The following is a 26,999-nucleotide window of genomic DNA, read 5'->3' as shown; positions in this document are numbered from 1 at the left end:
GATGGTCACCGCTCTTAAGGGTTCTGAAACCCAACGCCCGACATCGCCCCCCGCTCGACGCTGGACGGGTCGCAGTGGTATTGGCGTAGCAAGTCTCCGGCCTTGCGCAGGCCGCCGAACGGGAACAGGTGAAAGCCGGCGATCGATGCCGTTGCGGCCGCCGGCGCAGAGCGCAATCCCCTGACGACTTCGTCGGGACCGGTATCCGTCAACAGCCGTCCAAACCGGCCGATCTGGGCCCGCAGCGCGCGCATGGAAGTGCCGATGCCGCAGCGGAGCGCGAACCTTGTCAAGGTCGCCGGCGTGGCCGGGCCGGCCAGACCGACGATGACGGGGAGATCAATGCCGACGCGGTCAAGGTCGGCCATCCATTGCAGGATCGGACCGCTCTCGAAGCAGAATTGCGTGAGGGCGTCGACGCGTATCCCGGTCTGCCGTCCCCAGTCGCGCCAGCTGCCGAGCGCATTCAGCGCATCGGGCGGCTTGAGGAATGGATGGCCTTCGGGATGACCGGCCACGCTGACGGAGGCAATCCCTTGCGCCTCGATCAGTCCGCTGGCGCGGACATCGGCCGCCGATTTGAACGGCCCTCTCGCCGCGGCGACATCGCCCGCGATCAGGAGAATGCGCGTGACATCGGCTTCGCCCCGTGCGCGAGCCAGGAAGTCATCGAGCGCTTCCCGCGAGGGCATCTCGCGCGCTGCGATATGCGGCACCGGATTGAAGCCGGCGCGGCGGAGCATGGCAGCCGTTGCAACATTGCGGCGATAATTATCGCCAGGCAGGTACGTGATGGTGACGTCGATGCCGGCTGCGAAATTGTTGCGCAGGTCCGTCAGCTGATGCCCGCGCGAGGAGACTTCGACGGAAGCCGAAGACAGCATCTCCGTCAATCCAGACGCATGCTCCGCAATGGTCACGGGTGCCTCCCAATCAAGCCGGCGCACGGCGGCGCGAGATCACGTAGGTTTCGTCGTTGAACCAGAGGCCGCCGTGCTTCTTCAATACGCGGTCGGTGGCTTCGAGGTAGCGGCCGTCGCGGACCACTTCCGACAGGCGGTTGTCCTCGATCTGCGCGACATAGATCGCGGCGTTCCAGGCTGCGAACAGCGTCGAGGTGCCGATCGGCCCGCTGACTTCGTCCGGCAGCGTGTGCATCCGATAGCGGAAGATCGAGCGCGCGTCGGAGGAGGCGTTGAAATTGTAGTGCCGGGCAGCCGAGCCGAGCTCGTGCTTGACCTGGCGCAGGATGGCGTAACGGTCGGTCTTGAAAGGATCGTCGCCCGGCCAGACCTGGTCGATGATTTCGATGCCCGGGTCCTTGCCGTGCGAATGAATGCCGACCAGCCGCCCGCCCGGCCTCAGTGACCTCACCAGCGGCGTAACAATCTTAGAAGCCTTGAATTCCACGCTGGCGCGGGCGCGATAAGGCTGCGAGGCGATGACCAAATCGTAATCCGCTGTCACCCGGCCGGGCCGCGGCATGATCGGGTCGAGGAGGAACGAATGATCCTCGCGCCGCAGCGTCAGGATGACAGGCCGCTGATAGACCGGATTGCCCGTGGTCGGGCTGATGCCGGCGCGCCAGTTCTCGGCAAGAAAGCCTTCGAGCTCGCCGATCTGCTCGGCAAAACCATGCGCAGTGTTGCCGGTCAGCGTGACGTCCTTCCAGATCAGGCCCTGCGCCGACGTCACCGAGCGCGGCGTCAGCCACGGCGCCTCGGCGTAATAGAGATTGGTCACGACCAGCACGGTGGCGGGATGCTCGAACAGGCGGTCGGCCATCTTCTCCAGCGTCAGTCGGACGTCTTCGTAGCTGATCTCCTTGGCCACAACATAAAGCGGCATGGTCGGAAACCGCGCATGCACCGCGCGCATCACCCGCGACAGCACGGTGCCGTCGCCGACCCCGGCATCGAAGATCCGCAGCGCCGGCGGCGCCGGCTGCAGATTGCCGAGTTCGAGTGAAATGCGGTGGCCGACCTCGGTCTTCTCGCTGCAGGTCGAGACGAACAGCAGGTATTTTTGCCGGTTATCGAAGAAGCGAAAACCCGAAGGCGCCACGGCGTTGGCGGCAACCGCGGCGTTCAGCGGCCTTGCAGCCGGTGACGGCTGGCCTGCCGTGGCCGGCGCGGAAGGCAAGTGTTCGGCGAGATAGGCGCGAACCTTGTCGAGCGTACCGGTGGTGATCCGGGCACCGTCGCGCAGCCGCGACACCAGCTTGCCGTCGTTGACCACCAGCCGACCAAAGGTCGACTCGGCGGTTCGGGTCTGGCGGCAATAGTCGCGAATTTCCCCGAGGATCTGCTCGGCCGTCGGCCCCGATTTGGACGGCTGCGCATGGCCGTTCTGCGGGCCCGTCAATTCCTGGCTTCCCTCGATCCGCATGGTTTTCTCCTGCGGTTGTCCCTATCGGTATCAAGGGACGGCCGCCGGATCGCGTCAACCACAAACCGTGTGGGCAGGAAACATGGGCATGCGCCCATGCATCATCCGGAAAACTGGGGGCCGGTTTTCCGAAGGATCATGCTCAAAAGAGCCGCAATCAGCGCGCCCGGCGCGAAAACACCGAAATGAGCACAGGCAGCGTCACCAGGATAACGATCGGGGCCAGCATCATGCCGGTGACGACCACGACCGCCAGCGGCTTTTGCACCTGCGAACCGATCCCCTCAGACACCGCGGCGGGGAGCAGGCCCACGCCCGCCACCACGCAGGTCATAAGCACCGGCCGCAATTGCAGTTCGCCGGCGCGGATCACCGCGTGGACCCGCTCAAACCCCTCGTCGATGAGCTGGTTGTATTGCGACAGGATGATGATGCCGTCCATCACGGCGATGCCGAACAGCGCGATGAAGCCGATCGCCGCCGATACGCTAAACGGAATATCGAAGATGAACAGTCCGAGCACGCCGCCGAAGATCGCCATCGGGATCACGCTCATGGCCAGAAGCGTGTCGACCATCGAACCGAAATTGAAAAACAGCAGCACGCCGATCAAGGCGAGGCTGATCGGCACCACGATCGACAGCCGCTTGATGGCGTCCTGCAGATTGCCGAATTCGCCAACCCACTCGACCCGCGATCCAGGCGGAAGCTGGACCTGGGCCGCGACCTTATCCTGCGCCTCCTTAATGGCGCTGCCGAGGTCGCGGTTTCGGACCGAGAACTTGATCGGCAGATACCGTTCCTGTCCTTCGCGATAGATGTAGGCGGCGCCCGAGATCAGATTGATCGAGGCGACTTCGCTGAGCGGGATCTGCGCGATCGCGCCCCCCTGCCCGGCGACGCCAATCCGCAAATTATGAATCGCCTCCGCGCTCTTGCGGTATTCGGGCGCTAGCCTGACGATGATCGAGAAATGCCGGTCGCTGCCGGGCTCGTAAAGATCGCCGGCGGCATCGCCGCCGACCGCGACCTTGATGGTGGCGTTAATGTCGCCGGGCGACAGGCCGTAGCGTGCCGCACGCGCGCGGTCGACATCGATCTGGATGGTCGGCTGGCCGAGCGAGGTGAACACCGCAAGATCCGTGACGCCCTGCACGGTCGCGAGCACGGATTTAATCTTGTTGGCGGTGTCGGTCAGCGCCTGCAGGTCGTTGCCGTAGAGCTTGATCGAGTTCTCGCCCTTGACGCCCGACACCGCCTCCGAGACGTTGTCCTGCAGATATTGCGAGAAGTTGAACTCGACGCCGGGGAATTTTTCCTGCAGCTGCGCCAGCAACTGCGCGGTCAATTCGTCCTTGTCGCGGGTGGCGGGCCATTGGCTGTTGGGCTTCAATGGCGCGAAGAATTCGGCGTTGAAAAGGCCTGCGGCGTCGGTGCCGTCGTCGGGGCGGCCGTGTTGCGACACCACCGATTCCACCTCGGGACGCGCGCGGATCATCCGGCGCATCTCGTTGACATAGGCGTTGCCCTCCTGCAGCGAGATGGTCGGCGGCAGCGTAGCGCGGATCCACAAATTACCTTCTTCCAGCTTGGGCAGGAATTCCAGCCCGAGGAATCGCGCCAGCACGATCGTCGTCACGACGAGGACGACCGCACCTGACAGCACGATCTTCCGGTTGGCGATGGCCCAGTGCAGCACCGGCAGATAGACCCGGTCGAGCTGCTTCACGACCCAGGTCTCGGCTTCATGCAGATGCGACGGCAGGATGATCGCGCTCAGCGCCGGCGTCACGGTGAACGTCGCCAGCAGGCCACCCGCCAGCGCGTAGGCATAGGTCCGCGCCATCGGCCCGAAGATGTTGCCTTCGACGCCGCTCAACGTGAACAGCGGCAGGAAGGCGGCGATGATGATGGCGGCGGCGAAGAAGATCGAACGCGACACGTCAGCGGCAGCCGACAGAATGGCGTGGCTCTTCATCCCCATCGTGGTCTCGAAGGAGATGTGGCTCTGCTCGGCAGCCGACGGCGCCGTGGTCTGCGTCAACCGCCGGAAGATCGCCTCCACCATGATCACGGTGGCATCGACGATCAGGCCGAAATCGATCGCGCCGACCGACAGCAGATTGGCGGATTCGCCGCGCAGCACCAGGATGATGACGGCGAAAAACAGTGCGAACGGAATCGTAGCGCCAACGATCAGCGCGCTGCGGAGATCGCCAAGGAATATCCACTGCAGCAGCACGATCAGGATGATCCCGACCACCATGTTGTGCAGCACCGTATGGGTGGTGACGTCGATCAGGTCCTTGCGGTCGTAGATCCGCTCGATCTTGACGCCAGGTGGCAGGATCGAAGAAGTGTTGATCTCGTGAACGAGCTTTTCGACCCGGGCGATGGTCGGTGAGCTCTGTTCGCCGCGGCGCATCAGCACGATGCCCTGCACGATGTCGTCGTCCTGGTCGAGGCCGGCGATGCCGAGCCGCGGCTTTTCGCCGATTGTGACCTGCGCGATGTCGCGGACCAGCACCGGGTTGCCGCCGGACTGCGACACCATGGTGTTGTTGAGGTCGTCGATCGAGCGGATCAGGCCGACGCCGCGGACCACGGCGGATTGCGCGCCGATATTGACCGTGTTGCCGCCGACATTGATGTTGGCGTTGGAAACCGCCTGCAACACCTGCGGCAGCGTCAGGCTGTTGGCGACCAGTCTGTTGAAGTCGACCTGCAACTCGTAGGTCTTGGTCTTGCCGCCCCAGCCGGTGACGTCGACGACACCGGGCACGGCGCGGAAACGGCGCTGCAACACCCAGTCCTGCAACGTCTTGAGGTCGAGCACGCTGTAGTTCGGCGGGCCCGTCAGGCGGTAACGAAAAATCTCGCCGGTCGGACTGAGCGGCGAGATGGTCGGCTGCGCGTTGCCCGGCAACGGCGCGAGCTGCGACAGGCGGTTCAAGACCTGCTGCAGCGCCTCCTCATAGGTGTAGTCGAACGAGAACTGCAGCTTGACGTCGGACAAGCCGTACAGCGAGATGGTTCGGATGGTGCGCAAGTTCTTGATGCCGGCGACCTGGGTCTCGATCGGGATCGTGATGTAGCGCTCGATCTCTTCCGACGACAGGCCCGGACTTTGCGTCACGATGTCGACCATCGGCGGGGTCGGGTCGGGATAGGCCTCGATGTTGAGCTGCCTGAACGCGATCAGGCCACCGGCCAGCACGGTGATGAACATGCCCACCATCAAATAGCGGCGGCTGACGGCGAAGGCGACCAGGCGATCCATTCAGATCGAAGCTTTCAATGAGGGGTCAGCTGCCGGAGGCGGCGCGGTCGATGAACAGCGCGCCCTTGGTGACGATCTGCTCGCCTGGCTTCAGGTTACCGATCACCTCGACGAGGTCGCCATTGGTGAGGCCAGGCTTGATCTGACGTAGTTCGATCGTCTTGTCCGGATGCGCGACCCAGACCCGCACCTGATCGCCTTCATAGATCAAGGCCTGCTTCGGCACGCCGACCGCCGGATGGTCGCCCGCCGAATAGATCGTGACATTGGCGAACATCTCCGGCTTCAGCATGAAGTCCTTGTTGTCGATGGTGGCGCGGGCCAATAGCCGCCGCGTCGCCGGATCGATGGCGGTGCCGACATAGTTGAGCCGTGCCGACAGCGGGCGGCCCGGCAGCGCCAGCACGTTGAACGTCACCTCCTGCCCGACCGCGACGCTCGCGCTGTCGCTCTCGCGAACGAAGGCCATCATCCACACGGTGGAGAGATCGCCGATCACATAGACGGGGTCGCTGGCGCCGGCGCCGACATACTGGCCGGGACCGATCTTGCGCTGGACCACGGTGCCGGCGATCGGTGCGAAGATGGTAGTCTCCGGATTGATGCGGCGCTTTTCCTGGAAGGTCGCGATGTCCTCATCGGTGAGACCGAGGATGCGCAATTTGTTGCGCGCCGCTTCCATCGCTGTCTGCGACGAGCGCATGTCGTTTTCGGCCTGGATCAGGGTCGCCTGGCTCTGCTGGTAATCCTTCAGCGGAACGGCCTTGCCCTCGAACAGATCCTTGGCCCGCGCTCCCTGCAACTGCGCCAGATCGAGCGCGGACTTCGCCTTGTTCATGACGCTCATCGCGGCGACGAAATCGTTCTGCGCCTGAACGTTATCGGCCGCCTCGATCACGAACAGCGGCTGGCCCTTGACGACGCTGTCGCCCGGCCGCGCCAGAAGCCGGGTGACGCGGCCGGCATAGGGCGAGAACACCGGCGTCGAGCGGTCCTCATCGATCGCGATCTTGCCTTCGGTAACGTGTTCGGCGCGGAAGCCGCGTTCGGCGACCGGTTGAATGGAGAGGCTGGCCCATTCGGCGGGGCTGGGCGTGTATCGGCTCAATCCCTTGCGCGACTGACTGGAGACTTCCGAATGCCCCCGCTTGGCGCTCCCAAAGGGGACGAAACCGTAGACGGCCGCGCCGACCAGCACGACGAGCGCACCGGCCACGGTCCATCGCTGCCGACTAACTATTTGCAATTGCTTCAACAATTCGTTCAACATGCAATCCGGACCCAGCGACAATAGCGACAATTTGTCTCACCTTGCGCTAATAGTGCCGAATTGGCGTCCCGCACAACCCCGAAAATGCAAATCCCATTGGCGGCGAGGGCAAAGATTGGAGAGGCTGCCAAAGCGCCTGGGAAAAATACCTATTCGCGCGGCGGCCATTGCGGCGGATGGCTGCCCAGCGACATCGCCGGACGAGCCCAGTATGCCGGTGTTTTCGACAGCCGCGCCGAGTGGCGGACCGACCGCAGTGCACCAAAGCCTGAGTCGATCTCCTCCATGAAAGGCTGCACCCCGTCCTCCTTCAGCTCATCGGCCGCAAGTCCATCGGCAACCCGGCCGAGATTCCATAACCACCGCCCGGTCTGCGCCAACGATACCTCGACATGCCAGCTTCCGCCCTCACGCGCCTGGCGCGCCTTGGCCATCATGGCGCCGAACGCCATGAAATATCCGGTGGCGTGGTCAAGCATCTGCGCCGGCAATTCCTTCGGTCCATCGACACCGGCAGCCTGCCCCTCGGCATGGTTGAAGCCAGTCGCGGTCTGGACCAGCGAGTCGAAGCCGCGCCGCTCGGCCCAGGGACCTGCGGCACCATAGGCCGATAACGTGACATAAATGATTCCAGGATTGATGCGTGCGGCGTCCTCCGGCGAGAACCCGAGGCCGGCAATCGCGCGCGGCCGGTAACCCTGCGAAAAAATATCCGCCTGCGCCAGCAGACCGCGCAAGGTCGCCCGCCCCTGCTCGTTCTTCAGTTCGACGAAACTCGTCAGCTTGCCGCGGCCGGTATCGATGGAGAGCCACGGGATCGCCGGCAGTTCGGGGCTCGAGATCAGCAGCACGTCGGCGCCATGCGCGGCAAGCGTCCGGCCCGCCACCGGGCCCGCGATCACCCGCGACAGATCGAGCACGCGGATGCCGGCCAGCGGCCGGTCGCCTTTGGGCCATGGCTTCGGCGCGGCGTCGCCAATTTTCGTGATCGAGATCAGCGGCAATCCGGCGAGCGCACGGGCTTGGGACGTCGTCGACCATTGCTCGTGCGAGCGCATGAAGGCCACGACAGCGCCGCCGGCATAGGCCGCGGTCTCGAACGCCTCGCCGTCCCATTGCATGAGCGCAGCCTGCACCGCGTCGCGTTCCGGCCTGCAGTCCAGCACCTTGCAGACGGCGTCGCGGTGATGCGGGAAATTAGTGTGGAGCCGCACAAAACCACCGTCGCGCGTCCTGTAGATTCCGGCGATCGCATCCCAGGCCGGCGGCGGCGGCTTGCCGTCGAGACGCAGATAGCGCTCGCTCCGGCATTCGACCACGGCATGGCGCATGTCGACCGCAACTTCCTGCGCCTCGCCGCTGCGCATTTTCCAGATCTCCGCCGCGGCGAGCCCGGTCGCGGCGACACCGACCTGCGCGGCGGCGGCGACGCGGAACGAGGACGGCAGTTGCGGTTCATCGCCAGTCAGCGTCAGCGCATCGAGTGCGGAGGGCCCACCGCCGGCAGAGGTCCAGATGTCGAACAGAATTTCGCGGGGACTTTGCATCGGCGGCCTCTTACCTGGCGTTCTTTCGATGATCTTTACCCGTCCTTGCCAGAGCGAAGCAAAGCAATCCGTACCACTCCGCGCGGAGAGGTGCGCTGCTGCCGCCTTCACCGTCCGAGCCACTATTTGAGCTTTCTCCCGGGTTGCCTTCACCGCTACACTGTATGGATTGCAACAAAGGAAACCAAAATGGATTTGGGGTTGAAGGGCAGAAACGCCGTGGTGCTGGGCGGCACGCGCGGCATCGGGCGGGCAATCGCCGATACGCTGGCGGCCGAAGGCGCGGGCGTTGCCGTGTGCGCCCGCAACGCCGATCAGGTCGCCGGCACCGTCACAGAACTGCAGGCGTTGGGGGTGAAGGCGACCGGCGCGGCCGTGGATATCACCGACGCAGCCGCTTTGAAGGCGTGGATCGTCGATGCGGCCCGGGAACTCGGCAGCGTCGACATGCTGTTCTCCAACGCAGGGGCCATGGCGCAAGGCGGCGATCCCGCTTCCTGGGAGCAGAATTTCCGGCTCGACGTGCTCGGCGCCGTGAATGCGTTCGAGGCGGCACGGCCGCTGCTCGAGGCCAGCGGCGAGAAGACCGGCGACGCGGCCTTCATCATCATCTCGTCGATATCGGCAGCGCAGGCCGACATCGCCAGTTCGTACGGCCCGATCAAGGCGGCGCTGATCCACATGGCCAAGGGATTGGCGCGGCAATACGCGGGCAAGAAAATCCGCGTCAACGTCGTGTCGCCGGGCACTGTGTATTTCAAGGGCGGCATCTGGAACACGGTCGAGCAGAACATGCCGAAGCGTTACCAGGATGCTCTGGCGCGCAACCCGACCGGCCGCATGGCGACGCCGCAGGAAGTGGCCAATGCGGCGGTGTTTCTGGCGAGCCCGGCCTCCTCCTTCACGACGGGCTCGAACCTCGTCGTCGACGGTGCGATCTCGAACCGTGTGAATTTCTGAGGTCCCTTTGCAGGGCGGACAAAGGGCGCAAGCGTCAGACCCATCCGAACCTTCGACCATTCCAGCCGTCATTCCGGGGTAGTCCGCAGGGCTGAACCCGGAATCCATTTCACGGCTAAGATGCGGCTCGATGGATCTCTCAGATGTGCATTTGCACATCATAGCTCGCGCTGCGCGCGCCCTGGAATGACGGAGGAAGCATGAACGGCGGTGAATCCAGCGCGACGACGTAGGCGCCGACAGGACCATGCTCTTCGGCCTGATGTTCTGCGGTCGCGGAGACCGCCCAATAACCAGCGAAGCAAACCGATAAATTTGAAACTATAAACTAAGGGAAATTTACCACATTTCCCTCACGCTGCCGCCTGCCCAACACCCAGCCGACTGGGTTGCAAACGGATGGCTAGCATGATTGTCGACGATCAACGACTAAAGGTGAAGCGCGAGCCACGACGCGAACTGCGCAAGCGGCCGACCTGGATGACCGTCGACGACGGGGCGACCAAGATTGAATGCTTCATCATGGATGTCTCGCCGGGCGGCGCCAAGGTCGTGACCGACGTGCCGCTGGACGTCAGAGACGGCTTTCAGCTGGCGCTGGTGCCCGAGCATACGACGCGCCAGTCGTGCGAAGTGGTCTGGCGCCGGGGCAAGACCTACGGCGTCAAATTCACGCCCTGAAAAAACGCTCGCCCCGAGATTTGCGACAGCGCCTGTGCGACGAGGTCAATCGTCGCCTCGCTGCGATCGTTTCATCCCGCCGCGCAGCAGCACCGACTTTGGCCATAGTCGAAGACGGCGCTGACCCTCGACAACCTCCCGACGTTCTTGTGTGCGAAAAGGAAGATCAGGTAGTCGAGCCCGGGAATCGGGCCGATCACCTTTGACCGGTTCGCTGTCCGCGCTGGCGTTAGATACGCCAGGTCGCGGCCTTCCATAACACGATGATCGCGCCGTTCTCGCCGCCGCGGCGTTGACGATCCTCGCGAATCGCCAAGACCCAGCCCGATTAGCCCGCCGCCCCACACGCATTTTTGTCGTGACCTGCCGCCATCCGTGACAGTATTATTACATATAAATGTCAATTCGATTACGGCGGAGTGAATAATGAGTTTGGAATGGCAGGCGCGGTCAGGTTCGCTGGCCTGGTCTAATCCCGTGGCCCGGTGGTGGGGCCTGCTGACGCTGGTGAGCGGCGTCAATATCGCGGTCTGGTTCGTGCTGTATCGCGAGCTTCCCTTTCCGTCGGCCGGCGCCACGGGCAATGCGTCCGACGTCGGAATGATGCTGCTGTTCTGCGCGGCCTATGTATTCGGATGCGCGTTCCGCTCGTTTCTGCCGCGCGCGGATGTGCAGCGGATCTGCCTGTTCGACACCTGGCTGTCGAGCGTCATGGTCGGACGGTCGGTGGCGACCGTCGCCGAGATCGCTTTTGTGGCGCAATGGGCCATTCTCCTGCACCAGATCGGCAGCATGACAGGGGCAGAAACGGTCGTGAACGTGGCTTGGGCAATCGTCCCGCTGATCCTGATCGCGGAATGCCTGTCGTGGTATGCGGTGCTGACCCGCAACTATCTCGGCAACGCGATCGAAAATTCGCTGTGGGCGGTGGCCTTCTTCGCCATCGGCGTCGCGCTGTGCCGGCTCGTGCCGGAATTCCACGGGGTGGCCCGGCTGGTACTGGCGATCTCGATCGCCGGCATCGCCGCCTATCTGGCGTTTCTCATGACGATCGACGTGCCGATGTACCTCAAGCGCTGGCGAACCGGAGATGCGGACGGCGACAAACGCCTGACGCCGCGCGAAGGGCTGCGCGATGTCCGGACGCGCTGGATCGTGACGCACGACATTGCCGAATGGAAGGAAGAAATGGCCTGGATGGCGCTGTATTTCAGCCTGGCGGTCTGGTCGAGCCTGGCGCTGTGTGTCGTCTACTCGCTTGAGCATCATCTCCCGCCGTATCGCACCAGCGCTGCAATCGTCGGCACGACGACCGCCGCGCCAGTCAGCGCCATCCAGCGGTAATCTCAGCGTGCGCTGAAACCTTACGCCGCTTACCGCGTTGCCTGCCGGCTTAACCGACTGGCGGCTGCGCTGGTTTCGGAAGGACGGGTTTTGGACAGATTTCAGATTGGCGCTCATTTCCTGGCACTGGCCGCGGCGTTCGCACTCGCCGTTCCGATCGGATGGGACCGCGAGAAGCGGGCGCGCAGTGCGGGCTTGCGGACTTTTCCGCTGGTCGCGATGGCAAGCTGCGGGTTCATCCAGGCCAGCGAGGGGCTGCTGGTGCATTCGCCCGACGGACTGGCAAAGGTCGTTGAGGGCCTGATCACGGGGATCGGCTTCATCGGCGGCGGCGCGATCCTCAAGCAGGGCAACACCGTGCAAGGTACGGCCACAGCCGCAAGCCTGTGGGCCACCGGCGCAATCGGCGTTTCAGTCGGGCTCGGCAGCTATGATGTCGCGGTGACGGTGGCAGTGTTTACGTTCCTGACGCTCAAGCTGCTCACGTTGATGAAGGAAGAAGCCGACGTCACGAAGGACGAGGTCGGCGGCAAGTCGGACTGAACCTCATCGATTGTCCGCGACGGATTCTCTGTCTGGATTTCCGCCTTGTCGCCAGCGCTGCAGTGCAACCGCTGCCAGTCGGCACCGCGAACTATAGTGCAGGATGCGCCACCAAATCGTCACGTTGACGGCGAATTGCGGGCGGAGTGCTGGCGTTCCATCCCATCCTCCCTGGCTCGCCTTGCGCCATCGATCTCGCTCCTTTGGATGGCGCCCGCCAATAATGGCTGGCGTTTCAGATCACCGAAACCCAGACTGACATGCGACAGAAAGCAATCGGCCCCCGCTAGCATGCCATTGGTTTTCACCATCGCTTTTCGGAACCTGTTTCATGACCGGCTGCGTTTCGTTGCCACCGTGATCGGGATCGTGTTTTCGATCGTTCTCGTCACCATCCAGATGGGCCTCTATTTCGGCTTCGGGCGCATGGTGACGACGATGATCGACCATTCGTCCGCCGATCTCTGGGTCATGCCGCGCGGAACCAAGGCCTTCGAGGACCCGTCCCTGCTAAACACGCGCGAGCGCTATCGCGCGCTTGCCATCAACGGCGTGGCGGACGCCATTCCCGTCGTGATCGGATTTGCCGATTGGCGCATGCCGAGCGGGGCGATGACGCCGGTATTCGTCATCGGTTCTGACCTGCGGGCGGGCGGGCTGCAGCCGTGGGACCTGGTGGAAGGCCGGATCGAGGCGCTGGCAAGCGCCAGGGCGGTGGCGGTCGACCGCACCTATTTCGATCGCCTTGGCATCTCCGGGATCGGCGCGACCGCCGAGATCCGTCAGCAACCGGTGCAGGTGGCGGCCGTCACCAACGGTATCAGGTCGTTCACCACGACGCCGTTTGTGTTCATGGACGTCGAGCGGGCACGGACCTACACGGGAGTGCCCTCCGGAAAGGCGACCTACATTATTGTTCGCCTGGCCGCCGATGCCGATCGCGGCGCCGTTCGCCAGCAACTGATGTCGAACATCGATAATGTGGAAGTCCTCACCCCGGCCGAGTTTCGCGAACGCAGCCGCACGTTCTGGCTGTTCGGGACCGGCGCCGGTGCCGCGCTGTTTGCGGGCGCCCTGCTCGGCGTGATCGTCGGCACCGTCGTGGTCGCCCAGACGCTTTATGCCAGCACGAAGGAGCACCTGAACGAATTCGCCACCCTGCGGGCGATCGGCTCCTCGCGGCGGTATATCTACAACGTGATCATCTGGCAGGCGGTGCTGAGCGCCGTCATCGGCTTCGCGCTCGCCGCGCTGGCCGGCGACGCCGTCGTGCGGCTGACCGCGGGGACGGCATTGCCGATCCTCATCACGCCCGAACTGATGGCCGGGCTGTTCGTTTTGACTCTCTTCATGTGCATCGGGTCTTCGATCGCGGCGATCGTTCAGGTCACCCGCATCGAACCCGCCGTGGTGTTCACGCGATGACCGAACCATTGCTCGAGGCGGTCAACCTGACGAAGGAGCTTGGCAGCGGCGCCGGCAAGGTGGCGGCGCTCAAGGGCGTGAGCCTGGCGCTCAACGGCGGCGAACTCACGCTGCTGATGGGACCGTCCGGGAGCGGCAAGACCACGCTGCTGTCCATTCTCGGATGCATGTTGACGCCGACGGAGGGAACGGTTCGCGTCGGCCAGCACTCGACCGCCGGTCTCGATCCCGAGGAACTGGCGCGGCTCAGGCGCGACCATATCGGTTTCGTTTTCCAGTCGTTTCACCTGTTTCCGACGCTGTCCACGACCGACAATGTGAGGCTCGCGCTCGATGTCCGTGGCGAGCCTTCGAGGGCGGCCAAGGTCCGGTCGCGCGAAGCACTGGCAAAGGTCGGCCTGGCCCACAAGATAAAGGCCTATCCGCGCGAACTCAGCGGCGGCGAACAGCAGCGGGTCGCGATTGCGCGCGCCATCGTCGGAAACCCGTCCATTATCCTGGCGGACGAGCCGACGGCCGCACTCGATGGCGCCAACGGCCAGGCGGTCATGAAGCTGCTTGCCGAAATCGCCAGGGAACGGGGACACGCCGTGCTGATTGTGACCCACGATCCGCGTCTGTTGCCATTTGCGGACCGGGTCGTTCATATCGAGGACGGCCGGATCAGTGCCGAGGAACGCGGCGGCATTCGCCAAACGCTGGAGAACCACTAGTCATGTCGAAGCGCCGGACCGCCCTGGTCGCCCTAACGGCCCTGATTGCGGGCGCCGGGGCCCTGTACGCGATCACGGCGATCGGCCCCGGCGGGCCAGCCAGGTGGGGCGCGTCAACCGATGCCCCGCCGGAAAAGCGCTGGCAGGCGGTTGCGCCCGGGCGCATCGAGGCCTGCTCCGGCCAGATCAAGGTCGCAACAGCGGTGGTCGGGGTGGTGCAGAAGGTGCTGGTCAAGACCAACGACAAGGTGTTTGCCGGCGAACCGCTGCTCCAACTCGCGGACGAGGAGCTGCGGGCGCGGCTGGCGGCGGCAGAGACGCAGGTGGGGTTGCGTGAGCGGGCCCGGGACGAGAAGTCGGCGACCGGCAGCGCCAAGACGCGGCGCAAGGCGCTGGATGCCGTGGCCGAAGCCGAACGGACGCTCTATGACGCACGAGCGGCCGTTGACCGATCGGCTGCAAGGCGGCGGGCCGGCGGCGGATCGGAGGCCGACCTGACCGCGGCCCGTCTGGCGTTCACACGGGCGCAGAATGAACTCTCGACACGGCAGGACGAGCTTCGCACCGCCGAGGATGACGGCGCCCTGCCGACGTCGCTGGAAGGCCAGCTCAGCATCGCCCGGTCGGAGTCCGCGGTCGCGCGATCCGTGCTCGACAAAATGACGGTGCGCGCGCCGATCGACGGCACCGTGCTGCAGGTCAACGTACGTGTGGGTGAAGTGGTGTCGCCGGGTTCGCCGCAGCCGCCGCTGCAACTCGCCGACCTCTCGGCGCTGTGTGTGCGCGCGGAACTGGACGAACGCGACCTCGGATCGGTCAGGACTGGACAGGCGGTGACGGTACGGGCGGCTGCATTTCCCGATCGCGAGTTCGAAGGCAGTGTCCAATCGATTGCCCCACTGGTCGAGCCCGGTCGGCTCGATCCGCCGGGATCGCGCAACCAGGCCGAACTCGACGTCATCAGGGTCACGATCGGATTGACGGGTGCCGGGGATCTGACGATCGGCATGAAGGCCGACGTCTATTTCCGTTCGGACAAGGTCGCGAGCCCCTGAAGACATTGCGTCTCTGACGCTCGGTTGATCGATAGGTAGCCCTGTCAGTGAAAATCCCGCGACGGCGGCAGGATGCGGACGTTGCGCGGGTGGCGGATTTTCTGGGCCGGCGCATCGGGGTGTGCGCGGCGGTCGTCGTTGAGCGGCTCGATCAGCGCGGCGCCGGCCGGCACGGCATGTTTGCGGCCTGGCGTATCGTTGGCGAGGCCGACCAGATCGTGGGAGCGGTCGACCATCCGCTGCGCCACCAGATGCGTCACCCCTTCCGGACTGCTCTGGATATAGCCCTCGACCAGGATCAGGCGGGCGCCCATCACCTCCTTGCGGTACTGCTCCATCACCTTGGGCCACACCACGATATTGGCGATGCCGGTTTCGTCCTCCAGCGTCATGAAGACGACGCCCTTGGCGCTGCCCGGGCGCTGACGCACCAGCACCACGCCGGCGCAGCGGACGCGGCGCTTGTCATGCCGCGGATTGACGTGGCGGCAAGCGACGATGCGTTCGCTGGTGAATCTCTCGCGCAAAAACTCCATCGGGTGCCCCTTCAGCGACAGGCGGACCGTCTGATAGTCGGCGACCACCTGCTCGGGCAGCGGCATCTCCGGCAGCGGCTTTGCGTTCTCGTCGGGCAGCTCGCGGGCGATCGCGGCCTGAAACAGCGGCAGCGGTACATCGTCGGGCAGCCGCCGCACCGCCCATAACGCGGCGCGTCGATCGAGCCCGACGGAGCGAAAGGCGTCGGCGTCGGCCAAGAGGATCAGCGCGCGCTTCGGCAGCGCGGTGTCGCGGGCGAATTCCTCGAGCGAGGTGAAGGGCCGGCGTTTGCGGGCGGCGATGATGCGGTCGGCCCAGTCTTTCGCTCCATCGTCATTCCGGGGCTCGCGCAGCGAGAACCCGGAATCCATTTCTCCACGCGGATGCGGCCACATGGATTCCGGGTTCGCGCCAAGAGGCGCGCCCCGGAATGACAGCTGGCTTCTTTTCAACCTTTCCTCATCCTCATCGACCCAACTGAATCCGTCGATCTGGCGGAAACCCAAACGCACCGCGCAATATTTCACCGCCCCCTCCTCCAGCGTGTTCTGCGCAAAACTGAAGGATACATCGACCTCGCGCACCTCGACGCCGTTGGCGCGGGCGTCGCCGACGATCTGCGCCGGGGCATAAAAGCCCATCGGCTGCGAATTCAGCAGGCCGCAGCAGAAGGCATCGGGATGATAATGCTTCAGCCATGAGGAGATATAGACCAACTGGGCAAAACTCGCGGCGTGGCTTTCCGGAAAACCGTAACTGCCAAACCCCTTGATCTGGTCAAAGCAATTCTTGGCAAATTCCGGATCGTAGCCGCGCGCGATCATGTTGCCGATCATCTTCTCTTCGAACTTGCCGATGGTGCCGACATTGCGAAACGTCGCCATCGCGCGGCGCAGGCCGTTGGCCTCCTCGGAGGTGAACTTTGCGGCTTCGATTGCGATCCGCATCGCCTGTTCCTGGAACAGCGGCACGCCAAGCGTCTTGTGCAGCACCTTGTAAAGCTCATCCGGTTCGCCGTGCTCGGGCGCCGGCGACGGATAGCTCACCTGCTCGATCTTGTTTCGCCGACGCAGATACGGGTGCACCATATCGCCCTGGATCGGACCGGGACGCACGATCGCCACTTCAATGACGAGGTCGTAGAAGGTGCGCGGCTTCAGGCGCGGCAGCATGTTCATCTGGGCGCGGCTCTCGACCTGGAACACGCCGAGCGATTCGCCGCGGCACAGCATGTCGTACACATTCTTGTCGTCCTGCTCGACGCTGGCGAGTTCCCAGCGCTCGCCCTTGTGGTCGGCAATCAGGTCAAAACATTTGCGGATGCAGGTCAGCATGCCCAGCGCCAGCACGTCGACCTTCATCATATGAAGCGCGTCGACGTCGTCCTTGTCCCATTCGATGAAGGTGCGGTCGTCCATCGCGGCGTTGCCGATCGGCACATAGGTGTCGAGCCGGTCCTGCGTCAGCACGTAGCCGCCGACATGCTGCGACAGATGGCGGGGAAATTCGATCAGTTCGGTGGCAAGCTCGACCGCGAGTTCCACCATCGCATTCTGGGGATCGAGCCCGGCCTGCCGGATCTGCATCTCGTTGAGGCCCTTGCCCCAGCTTCCCCACACGGTGTCGGCCAGCGCCGCCGTGACGTCCTCCGTCAGCCCGAGCGCCTTGCCGACGTCGCGGATCGCGCTGCGCGGACGATAATGGATGACGGTGGCGATGATCGCGGCACGGTGGCGGCCGTAGCGGCGATACACATATTGCATCACCTCTTCCCGCCGCGAATGTTCGAAATCGACGTCGATGTCGGGCGGCTCCAGCCGTTCCTTGGAGATGAAGCGCTCGAACAGCAGATCGACCTTGGTCGGATCGACCGAGGTGACGCCAAGCACGTAGCAGACGGCCGAGTTCGCCGCCGAACCGCGGCCCTGGCACAAAATGTTCTGGCTTCGCGCGTACTGCACGATGTCGTGCACGGTCAGGAAATAATGCGCGTAATTGAGCTCAGCGATCAGGTCGAGTTCCTTGCGCAGGGTGGCGCGCAGCTTGTCGTCGATATCGTCGTCGAAATAGGTTTTGACACCGGCCCAGGTCAGGTCTTCCAGGTGCTCCTGCGCGGTCTTGCCCGGCGGCACCGGCTCGTCGGGATATTGGTATTTGAGCTGGTCGAGCGAAAACGAAATGCGTCCCGCAAAGCGCATGGTTTCCGCGATCGCCTCGGGCAGGTCGCGGAACAGCCGCGCCATTTCTCGCGGCGGCTTCAGGTAACGCTCGGCATTGGCCTCCAGCCGCCGGCCGACGGCGTCGATGGTGGTCTTCTCGCGGATGCAGGTCAGCACGTCCTGCAACCGGCGGCGGGCGGGATGGTGATACAGCACCTCGTTGGTCGCCAGCAGCGGCACTTTGACGGCAACCGCCAGACGATGCAGCCGCGCCAGCCGGCGCTTGTCGTCGCCGCGATAGAGCAGGCTCGCGGCAAGCCAGACGTTATCGGCGCCACTGTCCTTCAGGCGTAGCAGAATTTTCTGTGCGCTCGCCGCATCGAAACGATGCGGCAGCACCACCACCACAAGCTGCCCCTCGGCAAAATCCATCAGATCGTCGAAGCGCAGATGGCAATCGCCCTTCTCGATCCGCGTGATGCCGTCGCCGCGCTTGCCGCGAGTCAGCAACTGGCAGAGCCGGCCGTAGGCTGCGCGGTCGCGCGGATAGACCAGAATATCGGGCGTGCCGTCGATGAAGACGATGCGTGCGCCGACCAAAAATTTGGGTTTGTTGGTGACCTCAGGGTTGTCCAGTTCCTTCCAGGCGCGGACCACGCCGGCCAGCGTGTTATGGTCGGCGATGCCGATCGCGGGAATGCCGAGTTCGTTGGCCTGATGGACATAGGCGCGCGGATCGGAGCCGCCGCGCAGGAAGGAGAAATTGCTGGTGATGCCGATTTCGGCATAGAAGGGAATGTTCGCGGGGCCGTTCATGCGAACAGTCCGTGCACGAACCAGCGGACCGGCGCGGGCTCGCCCTGCCCATCCGCCTGTTCATAGAGCCCATCGCGAAAGATCCAGAAACGCAATCCAGCCTCGTCCTCGATCCGGAAATAGTCCCGCGTCGGGGCGTCGCCGTTCTGCTTCCACCATTCCATCGCGACGCGTTCGGGCCCCTCCACCCGCACCACCGCATGCGTCACGCGGCGCCAGGTGAACTGATGCGGCGGACCGTCTGGCACGGTGGCAAACGGCACGTTGATCGGTTCCGGCCGATCGAACAGCCGCAACGGCCGCAGCGGCGGCTCGCTCTCGATGCGCTCCGGCCACGCCGCCTGCACGGCGATCGCCAGATGATGCTGGGCGGCGACGGCCATCACCGCGCGTTCGGGGATGTGGGTCTCCTGCGGCAGATGCACGACGACGCGCTTGCCGCCGATCCGCGCGGCGATGCGGTCGATCAGCGCGGAAAGCTCGTCATTGTCGTGCACGTTGGCGTCGAGGTCGCGCTGCTGCTGCACCACGATCTCGGTGCGGCCGGCAGAAAGCCTGATCAAATCGAAACCGAAGCCTGGGTCGAGCGGATCGTTGAGCGCATCGAGCCGCTCGCGGAACAGGCGGTCGATCACCTCCGGCTTTGTCACCGGACGGCCGGTCTCGACCGAGATCGTGCGCACCGCACCGTCGGTGCGGAAGAAGCTGGCGTCCAGCCGCCGCGCGCCCTTGCCCTGTTTGTCCATCGCCGCGACCAGCATGGCGGCGAGCGCGGACAGGTTCAGCGCGATCACGGTGTCGGTGGCGACAGGCTCGGGAAAGCGCTTTTCGACGATGTAATCCGGCAGCGGCTTTCGCGGGCTGATCGGCGCATCGCCCTCGCCCAGTGCCTGCGCCAATAGCGCCGTGAAATGGGCGCCGAACCGGGCCGTGATTTCGTGCGGCGCGCGTGTGGCAACATCGCCGATGGTCTTCAATCCCGCACGGCGCAGGCCGATGGTGATGGCCTCGCCTGCGCCGAGCGCGGAGACCGGCAGCGGCGCAACAGCCGCGGCCTCCTCGCCTTCTGCAATGATCTTTCCGGAAGCCTGTCGTGTCAGCGTGCGGGCGCAGACTGAGGTGCTCGCGATCGCAGCACTGACGGCAAAGCCGCGGCGGCTGAGCGCGCCGCAGACGATCTGCAGCAGCGCGCGTTCGCCGCCGAACAGATGGGCACAGCCGGTGATGTCGAGATAGAGCCCATACGGCGGATCGAGCGCCACCAGCGGGGTAAAGCGGTCGCACCAGTCGGCGATGTCATCCAGCGTCTTGCGGTCGGCGGCTTCATCGGCGTCGAACACCGTGAGTTCGGGACAGATGGCGCGGGCATTGGCGAGCGGCAGGCCGATCGAGAGGCCGGCATGCACGGCGAGATCGTCGAGGGCATGGATCACAATGGCGTTGTGCTGTTTAGCGACGACCACGGAGGGAGCTTTATCCAGCGCGTCGCTGGTGGCCGAAAGCTTGCGCTTGATGCGGTCGATGGGCAGGCGTGGCAGCCAGAGGCTGAGGATGCGCCGCCGGTTCGCTGAAGAGGCACTCATCGCAATTCCATTCCATGATCCAGCGGCCGACCGGGCCATGACGGTGACGAACCAGTTGCGCGTCGAACACCGGCGCGCCCCAGGCGGTCCATGGCGCCGACGGCGGCGAATGCGCCGCGCGCACGATCCATCTGGTTTCCGCGGTCGAGGGCCGCGGCTCTGCTGCCATCCGCAACAGCAGCGCGGTGACGCCGGAGGCGGCCGCGACCAGCGTGAGTTTTCGGCTGGCGACGAGATCAAGCTGACGCGCCACGCCCCAGACCTCCAGTACGACCGCGCCGAGCGCATCGCAGGCCAGCGCGTCGGCGGCGGTGCGCAACGCGGCGTCGGTGTCGGGCGCGCGCACGGTCACCAGCAGCCGCGGATCGAGGCCGAGTTCGCATAGCCCCTGCATCGACAGCGCACCGGATTCGATTTCCGAAAAATCCTGCCGCACCCAGACCAGCGGCCGGCGCGGCGACACCCTTCCCGCCAGTCCCGCAATAAAACCCGTGGCCGTCGCGCTCTGATGGCCCTCGGCGAACACTTCATGCACCGCGGCGACCGCGAGCCCACCCTGCAGCACGGAATCCGCGGCCGCATGGCCCAGCGCGACCTTGTTGAGGTCGCCCGTCTCGCCATGTGTACCGATCCGTTCGATGCGCCCGCGCAAATTCGCAAGCGTGCGTGTGCGTGCGGTGCTCATGCCCCGCTCCTTCAGAAAATTTTGCCGTTACCGCTTCTTCCCGAATGAACCCGCGGCTGGCTCATTTGTTCATGATATGTTCTAATATAAAGCTAACCGGCCCGGCAGAGTCAATCGAGATCGACGGCTGGTCGATTCGTGAATGGAATCAAAGGGATTCAATAATGGATGTGCAACGCAAGCTGGAGATCCTGGCGGATGCCGCGAAATACGACGCTTCCTGCGCCTCCTCGGGCACCGAGAAGCGGGATTCCAGCGACGGCAAGGGCCTCGGCTCGACCGCGCCGGGCATGGGCATCTGCCATTCCTACGCGCCGGATGGCCGCTGCATCTCGCTGCTGAAAGTGCTGCTCACCAACGCCTGCAATTACGATTGCTTATATTGCGTCAACCGTACGTCCTCGAACGTACCGCGCGCGCGCTTCACGGTCGACGAGGTGGTGCAGCTGACGATCGACTTCTATCGCCGCAACTACATCGAGGGATTGTTTCTCTCCTCCGGCATCATCCGCAGCGCCGATTACACCATGGAGCAGGTGGTAAGCGTCGCACGAAAATTGCGCGAGGAGCATCGCTTCCGCGGCTACATCCACCTCAAGACCATCCCTGAGGCCGACGACGCGCTGATCGCGGAAGCCGGTAAATATGCCGACCGACTTTCCATCAACATCGAAATGCCGGAAGAAAACAGCCTGGCCAAATTCGCGCCGGAAAAGGACGTGCGCGCGATCCGCCGCACCATGGGCCGTCTGCGCCTGAAGCTCGACGAAACCAAAGAGAACGTCAGGACCGCGACGAAGACAAAGCCGCCGCGGTTCGCGCCTGCCGGCCAGAGCACACAGATGATCATCGGCGCGGATGCGGCCAGCGACAAGACCATCCTCGACACCAGCGCCAATCTCTACGGCTCCTACCGGCTCAAGCGCGTGTATTATTCGGCCTTCAGCCCGATCCCCGATGCCAGCCGCGCGCTGCCGCTGGTTTCGCCGCCGCTCATTCGCGAGCACCGGCTCTACCAGGCCGACTGGCTGATGCGGTTTTACGGTTTCGACGCCGACGAGATCGTGGATGAGACCAAAGGCATGCTGTCGCTCGACATCGACCCCAAGCTGGCCTGGGCGCTGCGCCACCGCGACCGCTTTCCGCTCGATGTCGCCACCGCCAGTCGCGAAGATCTGTTGCGGGTGCCGGGGTTCGGCACCAAGGCGGTCGACCGCATCATCGCCACGCGCCGCCTGACCTCGATCCGGGTCGCCGATCTGGCGCGGCTGCATATTCCGCAAAAGAAGGCGCTGCCATTCATCGTGCTCAGCGACCACCGGCCGTCGCTGCATCTGCTCGATGGTGCTGGTTTGGCGGAAAGATTCAAGCCGAAAGCAACGCAATTGGGATTTGGGTTTTGAGTATCACAGCCGTCATTGCGAGCGCAGCGAAGCAATCCATCGCGCGGTATACGCGGAGGCATGGATTGCTTCGTCGCTCTCGCAATGACAGCGGGGTATGCGGAAAGTAATTAGATGCACATCATCCCCCTCGACCACGAAACAGATTTCCACGGCTGGCGAAAGGCGGCACGCGCGCTGGCGCTGAACGACGTAAAACCCTCAGACGTAAGCTGGACCATCGCCGGCAATGCGCCCGAACTGTTTGCGCCGACGGCGCTGCCGCTCGAGCCGCCCCATGGCACCTTCAATGTATCGTCCAGATTCGTTGAACTAGCGAAGATAGCGATCCTGCATCGAAATCCGCAACGGTTCGCCCTGCTATACCGGCTGCTGTGGCGGCTGCGCAGCAACCATGATTTGCTCGATATCGCGACCGATCCCGATGTCGCAGAGATTGCCGCAATGGCAAAGGCCGTGCGCCGCGACGAGCACAAGATGCACGCCTTCGTCCGCTTCCGCGAAATCGGCCGCGAGCACAAATCGCACTACGTCGCCTGGTTCGAACCGGAGCACCATATCGTCGAACTCGCCGCGCCGTTCTTCGCGCGACGGTTCGCCGATATGCCCTGGTCGATCCTGACGCCGGATCTCTGCGCGCATTGGGACGGCCATGCGGTCTCGATCACACCGGGTGTCGCCAAGTCGGAAGCGCCCACCGCCGACCGACTGGAAGAAACCTGGCGCAGCTACTACGCCTCGATCTTCAACCCGGCCCGGCTGAAGGTTAAGGCGATGCGCAACGAGATGCCGAAGAAGTATTGGAGGAACCTGCCGGAGGCCTCGTTGATTAAACCCCTGATCGAAGGCGCGGCACGTAGCACAAGCGCAATGATCACCAATGCGGCGACCGAGCCGCATAAGGCGCAGAAGCGACTGGATCTGTCCAAAGGAAACGACGAGGGAAACGATATGCCTCCCAAGCACGACGGCGACGACATCGAAACGTTGCGCGAGGAAGCCGCCGATTGCCGCGCCTGTCCCCTCTACAAGGATGCCACCCAGACCGTATTCGGCGAAGGCCCGCCCACTGCACGGATCATGCTGGTGGGCGAGCAGCCGGGCGACAAGGAAGACCTCGCCGGAAAACCGTTCGTCGGGCCCGCCGGGCAAATGCTGGATCGTGCGCTGCAAGAAGCCGGGATCGACCGCCGCACCGTCTACGTCACCAATGCGGTGAAGCATTTCAAGTTCGTGCCACGCGGAAAAATCCGCCTGCACCAGAAGCCGAACACGGCGGAAATCAGGGCGTGCCGGCCATGGTACGTGCGCGAACTCACCGCAATCAAGCCCGAACTGGTGGTGGCGATGGGCGCCACCGCAGCGCAAAGCGTTCTGGGGAAAATCACGCCAATCAACAAAAATCGCGGCAGCCTGATCCATCTCGATGATGGAACCCGGGCGCTGGTGACGGTGCATCCGTCCTACCTGTTGCGCTTGCCCGATGCCGAAGCCAAGGCCCACGAATACGAGCGCTTCGTGCAGGATCTCAGAATCGCCGCCGACCTGCTGCGAAAATCAGCAGATGCGGCCTGAGCTGCGCCAATTTGTCAGGCGCAATTTCTGATGAAATATAACGGCAAAGTTGACAATTCCTTTCACAACCATTAATTGACAGAAATCATAATCGCATTCTCAAGGCAATGTGGAACGTCTGGTCACGCCATGACGCTCCATATGGTCGACGCGCTGCGCGGTCCCCCTTCAGCCCCGGTGCCGTGCAGCGCGCGACCCACTCTGCCGCTCGTCTTGTAGCGTCGCAGCCCCTCGCCATTACATCCGCCGGGCACAACCGATCCATCCAGACCGCCAACGGGATCACGCCCGAGACGCGAACAACGCGCGTGTCATCTTCATATCCGACTTCAACGGCAAAAAAGAAGGCCCGTACTGAAGATACGGGCCTTCCTTGATATATCCTCAAACTCAGATGTGAAGAACCTGCGGCGCGCCTTACGCCGCGGCCAGCTTGTTCTCGACCAGCTTGATCCAGTACGAGGTGCCGTAGACGATCGCCTCGTCGTTGAAATCATAGGCGGGGTGATGGAGGCCTGCGCTGTCGCCATTGCCGCAAAAGATGAAGGCGCCCGGCCGCGCTTCCAGCATGTATGCGAAATCTTCTGCGCCCATCAGCGGCGGCATGTCATGGACGTTCTGGGCACCGGCTACTTCCTTGGCCACCTGCGTGGCGAAGTCGGTCTGGTCGGCATGGTTCTTGGTCACGGGATAGCCGCGCTCGTAGACCAGATCGACCTTGGCGCCGGTCATCTTGGCGACGCCCTCGCACACCTCGCGAACCCGCTTCTCGACCAGTTCGCGGACTTCCGGGGTCAGCGTCCGCACCGTGCCGCGCAGTTCGGCGGTCTGCGGGATCACGTTGCGGGCATTACCGGCATGGAACTCGCAGATCGAGATCACGGCAGAGTCCAGTGGATCGATGGTTCGCGAGACGATCGACTGCAGCGCGGTGATCAATTGCGAGCCGACAAGGACGGAATCGATGCACTTGTTGGGACGCGCGGCGTGGCCGCCGAGCCCTTCAATCCTGATGTCGATCGAGTCGGTCGCGGCCATGACAGGGCCGGAGCGGATGGCAAAAGAGCCAACCGGAATCCCCGGGCCGTTATGCATGCCATAGACCTGCTCGATGCCGAAGCGGTCCATCAGCCCGTCCTTGATCATGGCGTCGGCGCCTGCCCCGCCCTCCTCGGCCGGCTGGAAGATCACGACCGCATCGCCGGCGAAATTCCGGGTCTCGGCGAGATACCGCGCTGCACCCAACAGCATCGCGGTGTGGCCGTCATGGCCGCAGGCATGCATCAGGCCCGGGGTCTTGGAGGCATGGGGCAGATTGGTGGCTTCCTCGATCGGCAGCGCATCCATGTCGGCGCGAAGCCCGATCACCTTGATCTCGCCCTTGCCGGGCTGCTTGCCCTTGATGACGCCGACGACGCCGGTCTTGCCGAGCCCGGTAGCGACCTCGTCGCAGCCGAATTCGCGCAGGCGATCGGCCACGAATGCCGCGGTGCGATGGACCTCATAGAGCAGTTCGGGGTTTTCATGGATATCGCGGCGCCAGGCCTGAATATCGGGTTGCAGATCGGCGACGCGGTTGACGATGGGCATGGGAATTCTGACCTCAAACGGTTGGAATGCTAAGCCTCTGTAGCATGCAAGGGCCGGTCCACCCAACCCTCTGCCGCAGGGCCGCCATCCACCCGAGCGCTTGACCGGTCCGGGTGGAAGACCCGACGATCGGCCTCATGCGGCCAGCGTGTTCTCGACCAGCCTGATCCAGTACGAGGTGCCGTAGACCAGCGCCTCGTCGTTGAAATTGTAAGCAGGGTGATGCAGCCCTGCGCTGTCGCCATTGCCGCAAAAGATCAGCGCGCCCGGCCGTTGCTCCAGCATGTAGGCGAAATCCTCGCCGGCCATCAGCGGCGCCATCTCCTGCACGTTGGCATTGCCGGCGATGTCGCGGGCGGCCCGTGTCGCGACCTCGGTCTGCCCGGCATGATTGACCGTGACCGGGTAGCCGCGTTTGTAGGTCAAATCGATTTTGGCACCCGTGGCCTGCGCGACACCCGCGACCACATCGCGGACCCGCCGCTCCACCATGTTCCGCACCTCGCCATCCAGGGTGCGAACCGTGCCGGCCAGCGTGGCGGTGTGCGGGATCACGTTGCGGGCATTGCCGGCGTGAAACTCGCAGATGGAAATGACCGCCGATTCCAGCGGATCGACGCTGCGCGACACGATCGATTGCAGCGCCGTGATCAACTGCGCGCCGACGAGAACGGAATCGATACTCTTGTGCGGCTGCGCGGCGTGCCCGCCAAGCCCCTCGATCTCGATTGAGACCGCATCGCCGCCGGCCATGATCGGACCGGGCCGAAGGGCGAAAGAACCGACCGGAATGCCCGGACCGTTATGCATGCCGTAAACCTGCTCGATGCCGAAACGGTCCATCAGACCGTCCTCGATCATCGCCACCGCTCCGGCGCCCCCCTCCTCGGCCGGCTGGAAGATCACGACGGCTTTGCCTGCGAAATTGCGGGTCTCGGCGAGATAGCGTGCCGCCCCCAGCAGCATGGCGGTGTGGCCGTCATGACCACAGGCGTGCATCAGGCCCTTGGTCTTGGAAGCGTAGGACAGATCGGTCGCCTCCTCGATCGGCAGCGCGTCCATATCCGCCCGCAGCCCGATGACCTTCACGTCGCCTCCGCCGGTGGGCCGGTTGCCTTTGATAACACCGACGACACCGGTACGGCCGATGCCGGTGATCACCTCGTCGCAGCCGAATTCTCGCAGCCGGTCCGCCACCAATGCCGCAGTGCGGTGAACGTCGTAGAGCAGCTCCGGGTGTTCATGGATATCCCGGCGCCAGGCCTGGATATCGGGTTGAAACTCGGCGACACGGTTGACGATGGGCATCGAGGACTTCCGGGTTGGACGCTTCTGTCCCTGTAGCATGCAAAGGGCGGTCCACCCAGCCGCCACCGGGAACGCCGCCCATTCCGGCTGTCATGGCCGGGCTTGTCTGCCCAGCGAAGCCTCGGCGTAGACGGGTC

At 64.1% G+C, this 26,999-nt stretch carries 19 protein-coding genes; 9 read left to right on the top strand and 10 right to left on the bottom strand.

Annotated elements, in window-relative coordinates:
- Window positions 1–14 precede the first annotated feature (14 nt).
- From QUH67_RS12095 to QUH67_RS12075, 5 genes are all read right to left on the bottom strand, one after another.
- Window positions 15–920 carry a methylenetetrahydrofolate reductase gene (locus QUH67_RS12095; RefSeq protein ID WP_300946914.1) on the bottom strand — a complete coding sequence of 302 codons (906 nt, stop codon included), beginning with the start codon at window positions 918–920 and terminating at the stop codon, window positions 15–17.
- Window positions 921–933: 13 nt separating this feature from the next.
- The gene (locus tag QUH67_RS12090; protein WP_300946913.1) at window positions 934–2,388 is read right to left on the bottom strand and encodes a hypothetical protein; all 1,455 of its coding nucleotides are present in this window, start codon (window positions 2,386–2,388) and stop codon (window positions 934–936) included.
- Window positions 2,389–2,545: 157 nt separating this feature from the next.
- On the bottom strand, window positions 2,546–5,668 hold the full coding sequence (locus QUH67_RS12085; protein ID WP_300946912.1) for an efflux RND transporter permease subunit: 3,123 nt from the start codon (window positions 5,666–5,668) through the stop codon (window positions 2,546–2,548).
- Between the two features lie 25 nt (window positions 5,669–5,693).
- Window positions 5,694–6,938: an efflux RND transporter periplasmic adaptor subunit gene (locus tag QUH67_RS12080; RefSeq protein ID WP_300946911.1), complete on the bottom strand. Its 1,245-nt coding sequence runs from the start codon at window positions 6,936–6,938 to the stop codon at window positions 5,694–5,696.
- Between the two features lie 149 nt (window positions 6,939–7,087).
- Window positions 7,088–8,485, bottom strand: a complete 1,398-nt coding sequence (locus tag QUH67_RS12075) for a CoA transferase (protein WP_300946910.1) — start codon at window positions 8,483–8,485, stop codon at window positions 7,088–7,090.
- A 189-nt stretch (window positions 8,486–8,674) separates the two neighbouring features.
- On the opposite strand from QUH67_RS12075, the gene QUH67_RS12070 reads away from it, so the two are divergent.
- From QUH67_RS12070 to QUH67_RS12040, 7 genes are all read left to right on the top strand, one after another.
- Window positions 8,675–9,445 carry an SDR family NAD(P)-dependent oxidoreductase gene (locus QUH67_RS12070; protein ID WP_300946909.1) on the top strand — a complete coding sequence of 257 codons (771 nt, stop codon included), beginning with the start codon at window positions 8,675–8,677 and terminating at the stop codon, window positions 9,443–9,445.
- Between the two features lie 408 nt (window positions 9,446–9,853).
- Window positions 9,854–10,126, top strand: coding sequence for a PilZ domain-containing protein (locus QUH67_RS12065; protein ID WP_300946908.1), 273 nt, complete (start codon window positions 9,854–9,856; stop codon window positions 10,124–10,126).
- Between the two features lie 426 nt (window positions 10,127–10,552).
- On the top strand, window positions 10,553–11,470 hold the full coding sequence (locus tag QUH67_RS12060) for a hypothetical protein (protein ID WP_300946907.1): 918 nt from the start codon (window positions 10,553–10,555) through the stop codon (window positions 11,468–11,470).
- Between the two features lie 90 nt (window positions 11,471–11,560).
- The gene (locus QUH67_RS12055; RefSeq protein WP_300946906.1) at window positions 11,561–12,013 is read left to right on the top strand and encodes an MgtC/SapB family protein; all 453 of its coding nucleotides are present in this window, start codon (window positions 11,561–11,563) and stop codon (window positions 12,011–12,013) included.
- A 291-nt stretch (window positions 12,014–12,304) separates the two neighbouring features.
- Complete coding sequence (locus QUH67_RS12050) at window positions 12,305–13,438, top strand: ABC transporter permease (protein WP_300946905.1); 1,134 nt, start codon at window positions 12,305–12,307, stop codon at window positions 13,436–13,438.
- Window positions 13,435–14,151: an ABC transporter ATP-binding protein gene (locus tag QUH67_RS12045; RefSeq protein WP_300946904.1), complete on the top strand. Its 717-nt coding sequence runs from the start codon at window positions 13,435–13,437 to the stop codon at window positions 14,149–14,151. The genes QUH67_RS12050 and QUH67_RS12045 overlap by 4 nt, the downstream gene beginning before the upstream one ends.
- Window positions 14,152–14,153: 2 nt before the next feature.
- Window positions 14,154–15,206 (top strand): HlyD family secretion protein, encoded by a 1,053-nt coding sequence (locus QUH67_RS12040; protein WP_300946903.1) that lies wholly within the window; start codon window positions 14,154–14,156, stop codon window positions 15,204–15,206.
- Window positions 15,207–15,250: 44 nt separating this feature from the next.
- On the opposite strand, the gene QUH67_RS12035 is transcribed toward QUH67_RS12040, so the two are convergent.
- Genes QUH67_RS12035 through QUH67_RS12025 form a run of 3 tightly spaced genes read right to left on the bottom strand, consistent with a single transcriptional unit; the run spans window position 15,251 to window position 20,986 of the window.
- A complete protein-coding gene (locus QUH67_RS12035; RefSeq protein WP_300946902.1) occupies window positions 15,251–18,718 on the bottom strand; it encodes an error-prone DNA polymerase in 3,468 nt (1,155 codons plus the stop codon).
- Window positions 18,715–20,301, bottom strand: coding sequence for a Y-family DNA polymerase (locus tag QUH67_RS12030; protein WP_300946901.1), 1,587 nt, complete (start codon window positions 20,299–20,301; stop codon window positions 18,715–18,717). The genes QUH67_RS12035 and QUH67_RS12030 overlap by 4 nt, the downstream gene beginning before the upstream one ends.
- Window positions 20,192–20,986 (bottom strand): ImuA family protein, encoded by a 795-nt coding sequence (locus QUH67_RS12025; protein ID WP_300946900.1) that lies wholly within the window; start codon window positions 20,984–20,986, stop codon window positions 20,192–20,194. Before QUH67_RS12025 ends, QUH67_RS12030 begins: the two co-directional genes overlap by 110 nt.
- Before the next feature lie 164 nt (window positions 20,987–21,150).
- On the opposite strand from QUH67_RS12025, the gene QUH67_RS12020 reads away from it, so the two are divergent.
- Both QUH67_RS12020 and QUH67_RS12015 read left to right on the top strand, forming a co-directional pair.
- Window positions 21,151–22,389: a putative DNA modification/repair radical SAM protein gene (locus QUH67_RS12020; RefSeq protein WP_300946899.1), complete on the top strand. Its 1,239-nt coding sequence runs from the start codon at window positions 21,151–21,153 to the stop codon at window positions 22,387–22,389.
- A 114-nt stretch (window positions 22,390–22,503) separates the two neighbouring features.
- Window positions 22,504–23,964: a UdgX family uracil-DNA binding protein gene (locus tag QUH67_RS12015; protein WP_300946898.1), complete on the top strand. Its 1,461-nt coding sequence runs from the start codon at window positions 22,504–22,506 to the stop codon at window positions 23,962–23,964.
- A gap of 417 nt (window positions 23,965–24,381) precedes the next feature.
- Here QUH67_RS12015 and QUH67_RS12010 read toward each other — a convergent pair whose 3' ends face one another.
- On the bottom strand, window positions 24,382–25,554 hold the full coding sequence (locus tag QUH67_RS12010; RefSeq protein ID WP_300946897.1) for a M20 aminoacylase family protein: 1,173 nt from the start codon (window positions 25,552–25,554) through the stop codon (window positions 24,382–24,384).
- 135 nt (window positions 25,555–25,689) lie between these two features.
- Window positions 25,690–26,862, bottom strand: coding sequence for a M20 aminoacylase family protein (locus QUH67_RS12005; protein ID WP_300946896.1), 1,173 nt, complete (start codon window positions 26,860–26,862; stop codon window positions 25,690–25,692).
- Between the last annotated feature and the right edge of the window lie 137 nt (window positions 26,863–26,999).

The organism is Bradyrhizobium roseum, from assembly GCF_030413175.1.
Lineage (GTDB): Bacteria > Pseudomonadota > Alphaproteobacteria > Rhizobiales > Xanthobacteraceae > Bradyrhizobium > Bradyrhizobium roseum.
Note: the sequence above shows the minus strand (reverse complement) of the source record. Positions and strands in the feature narration are given on the sequence as shown.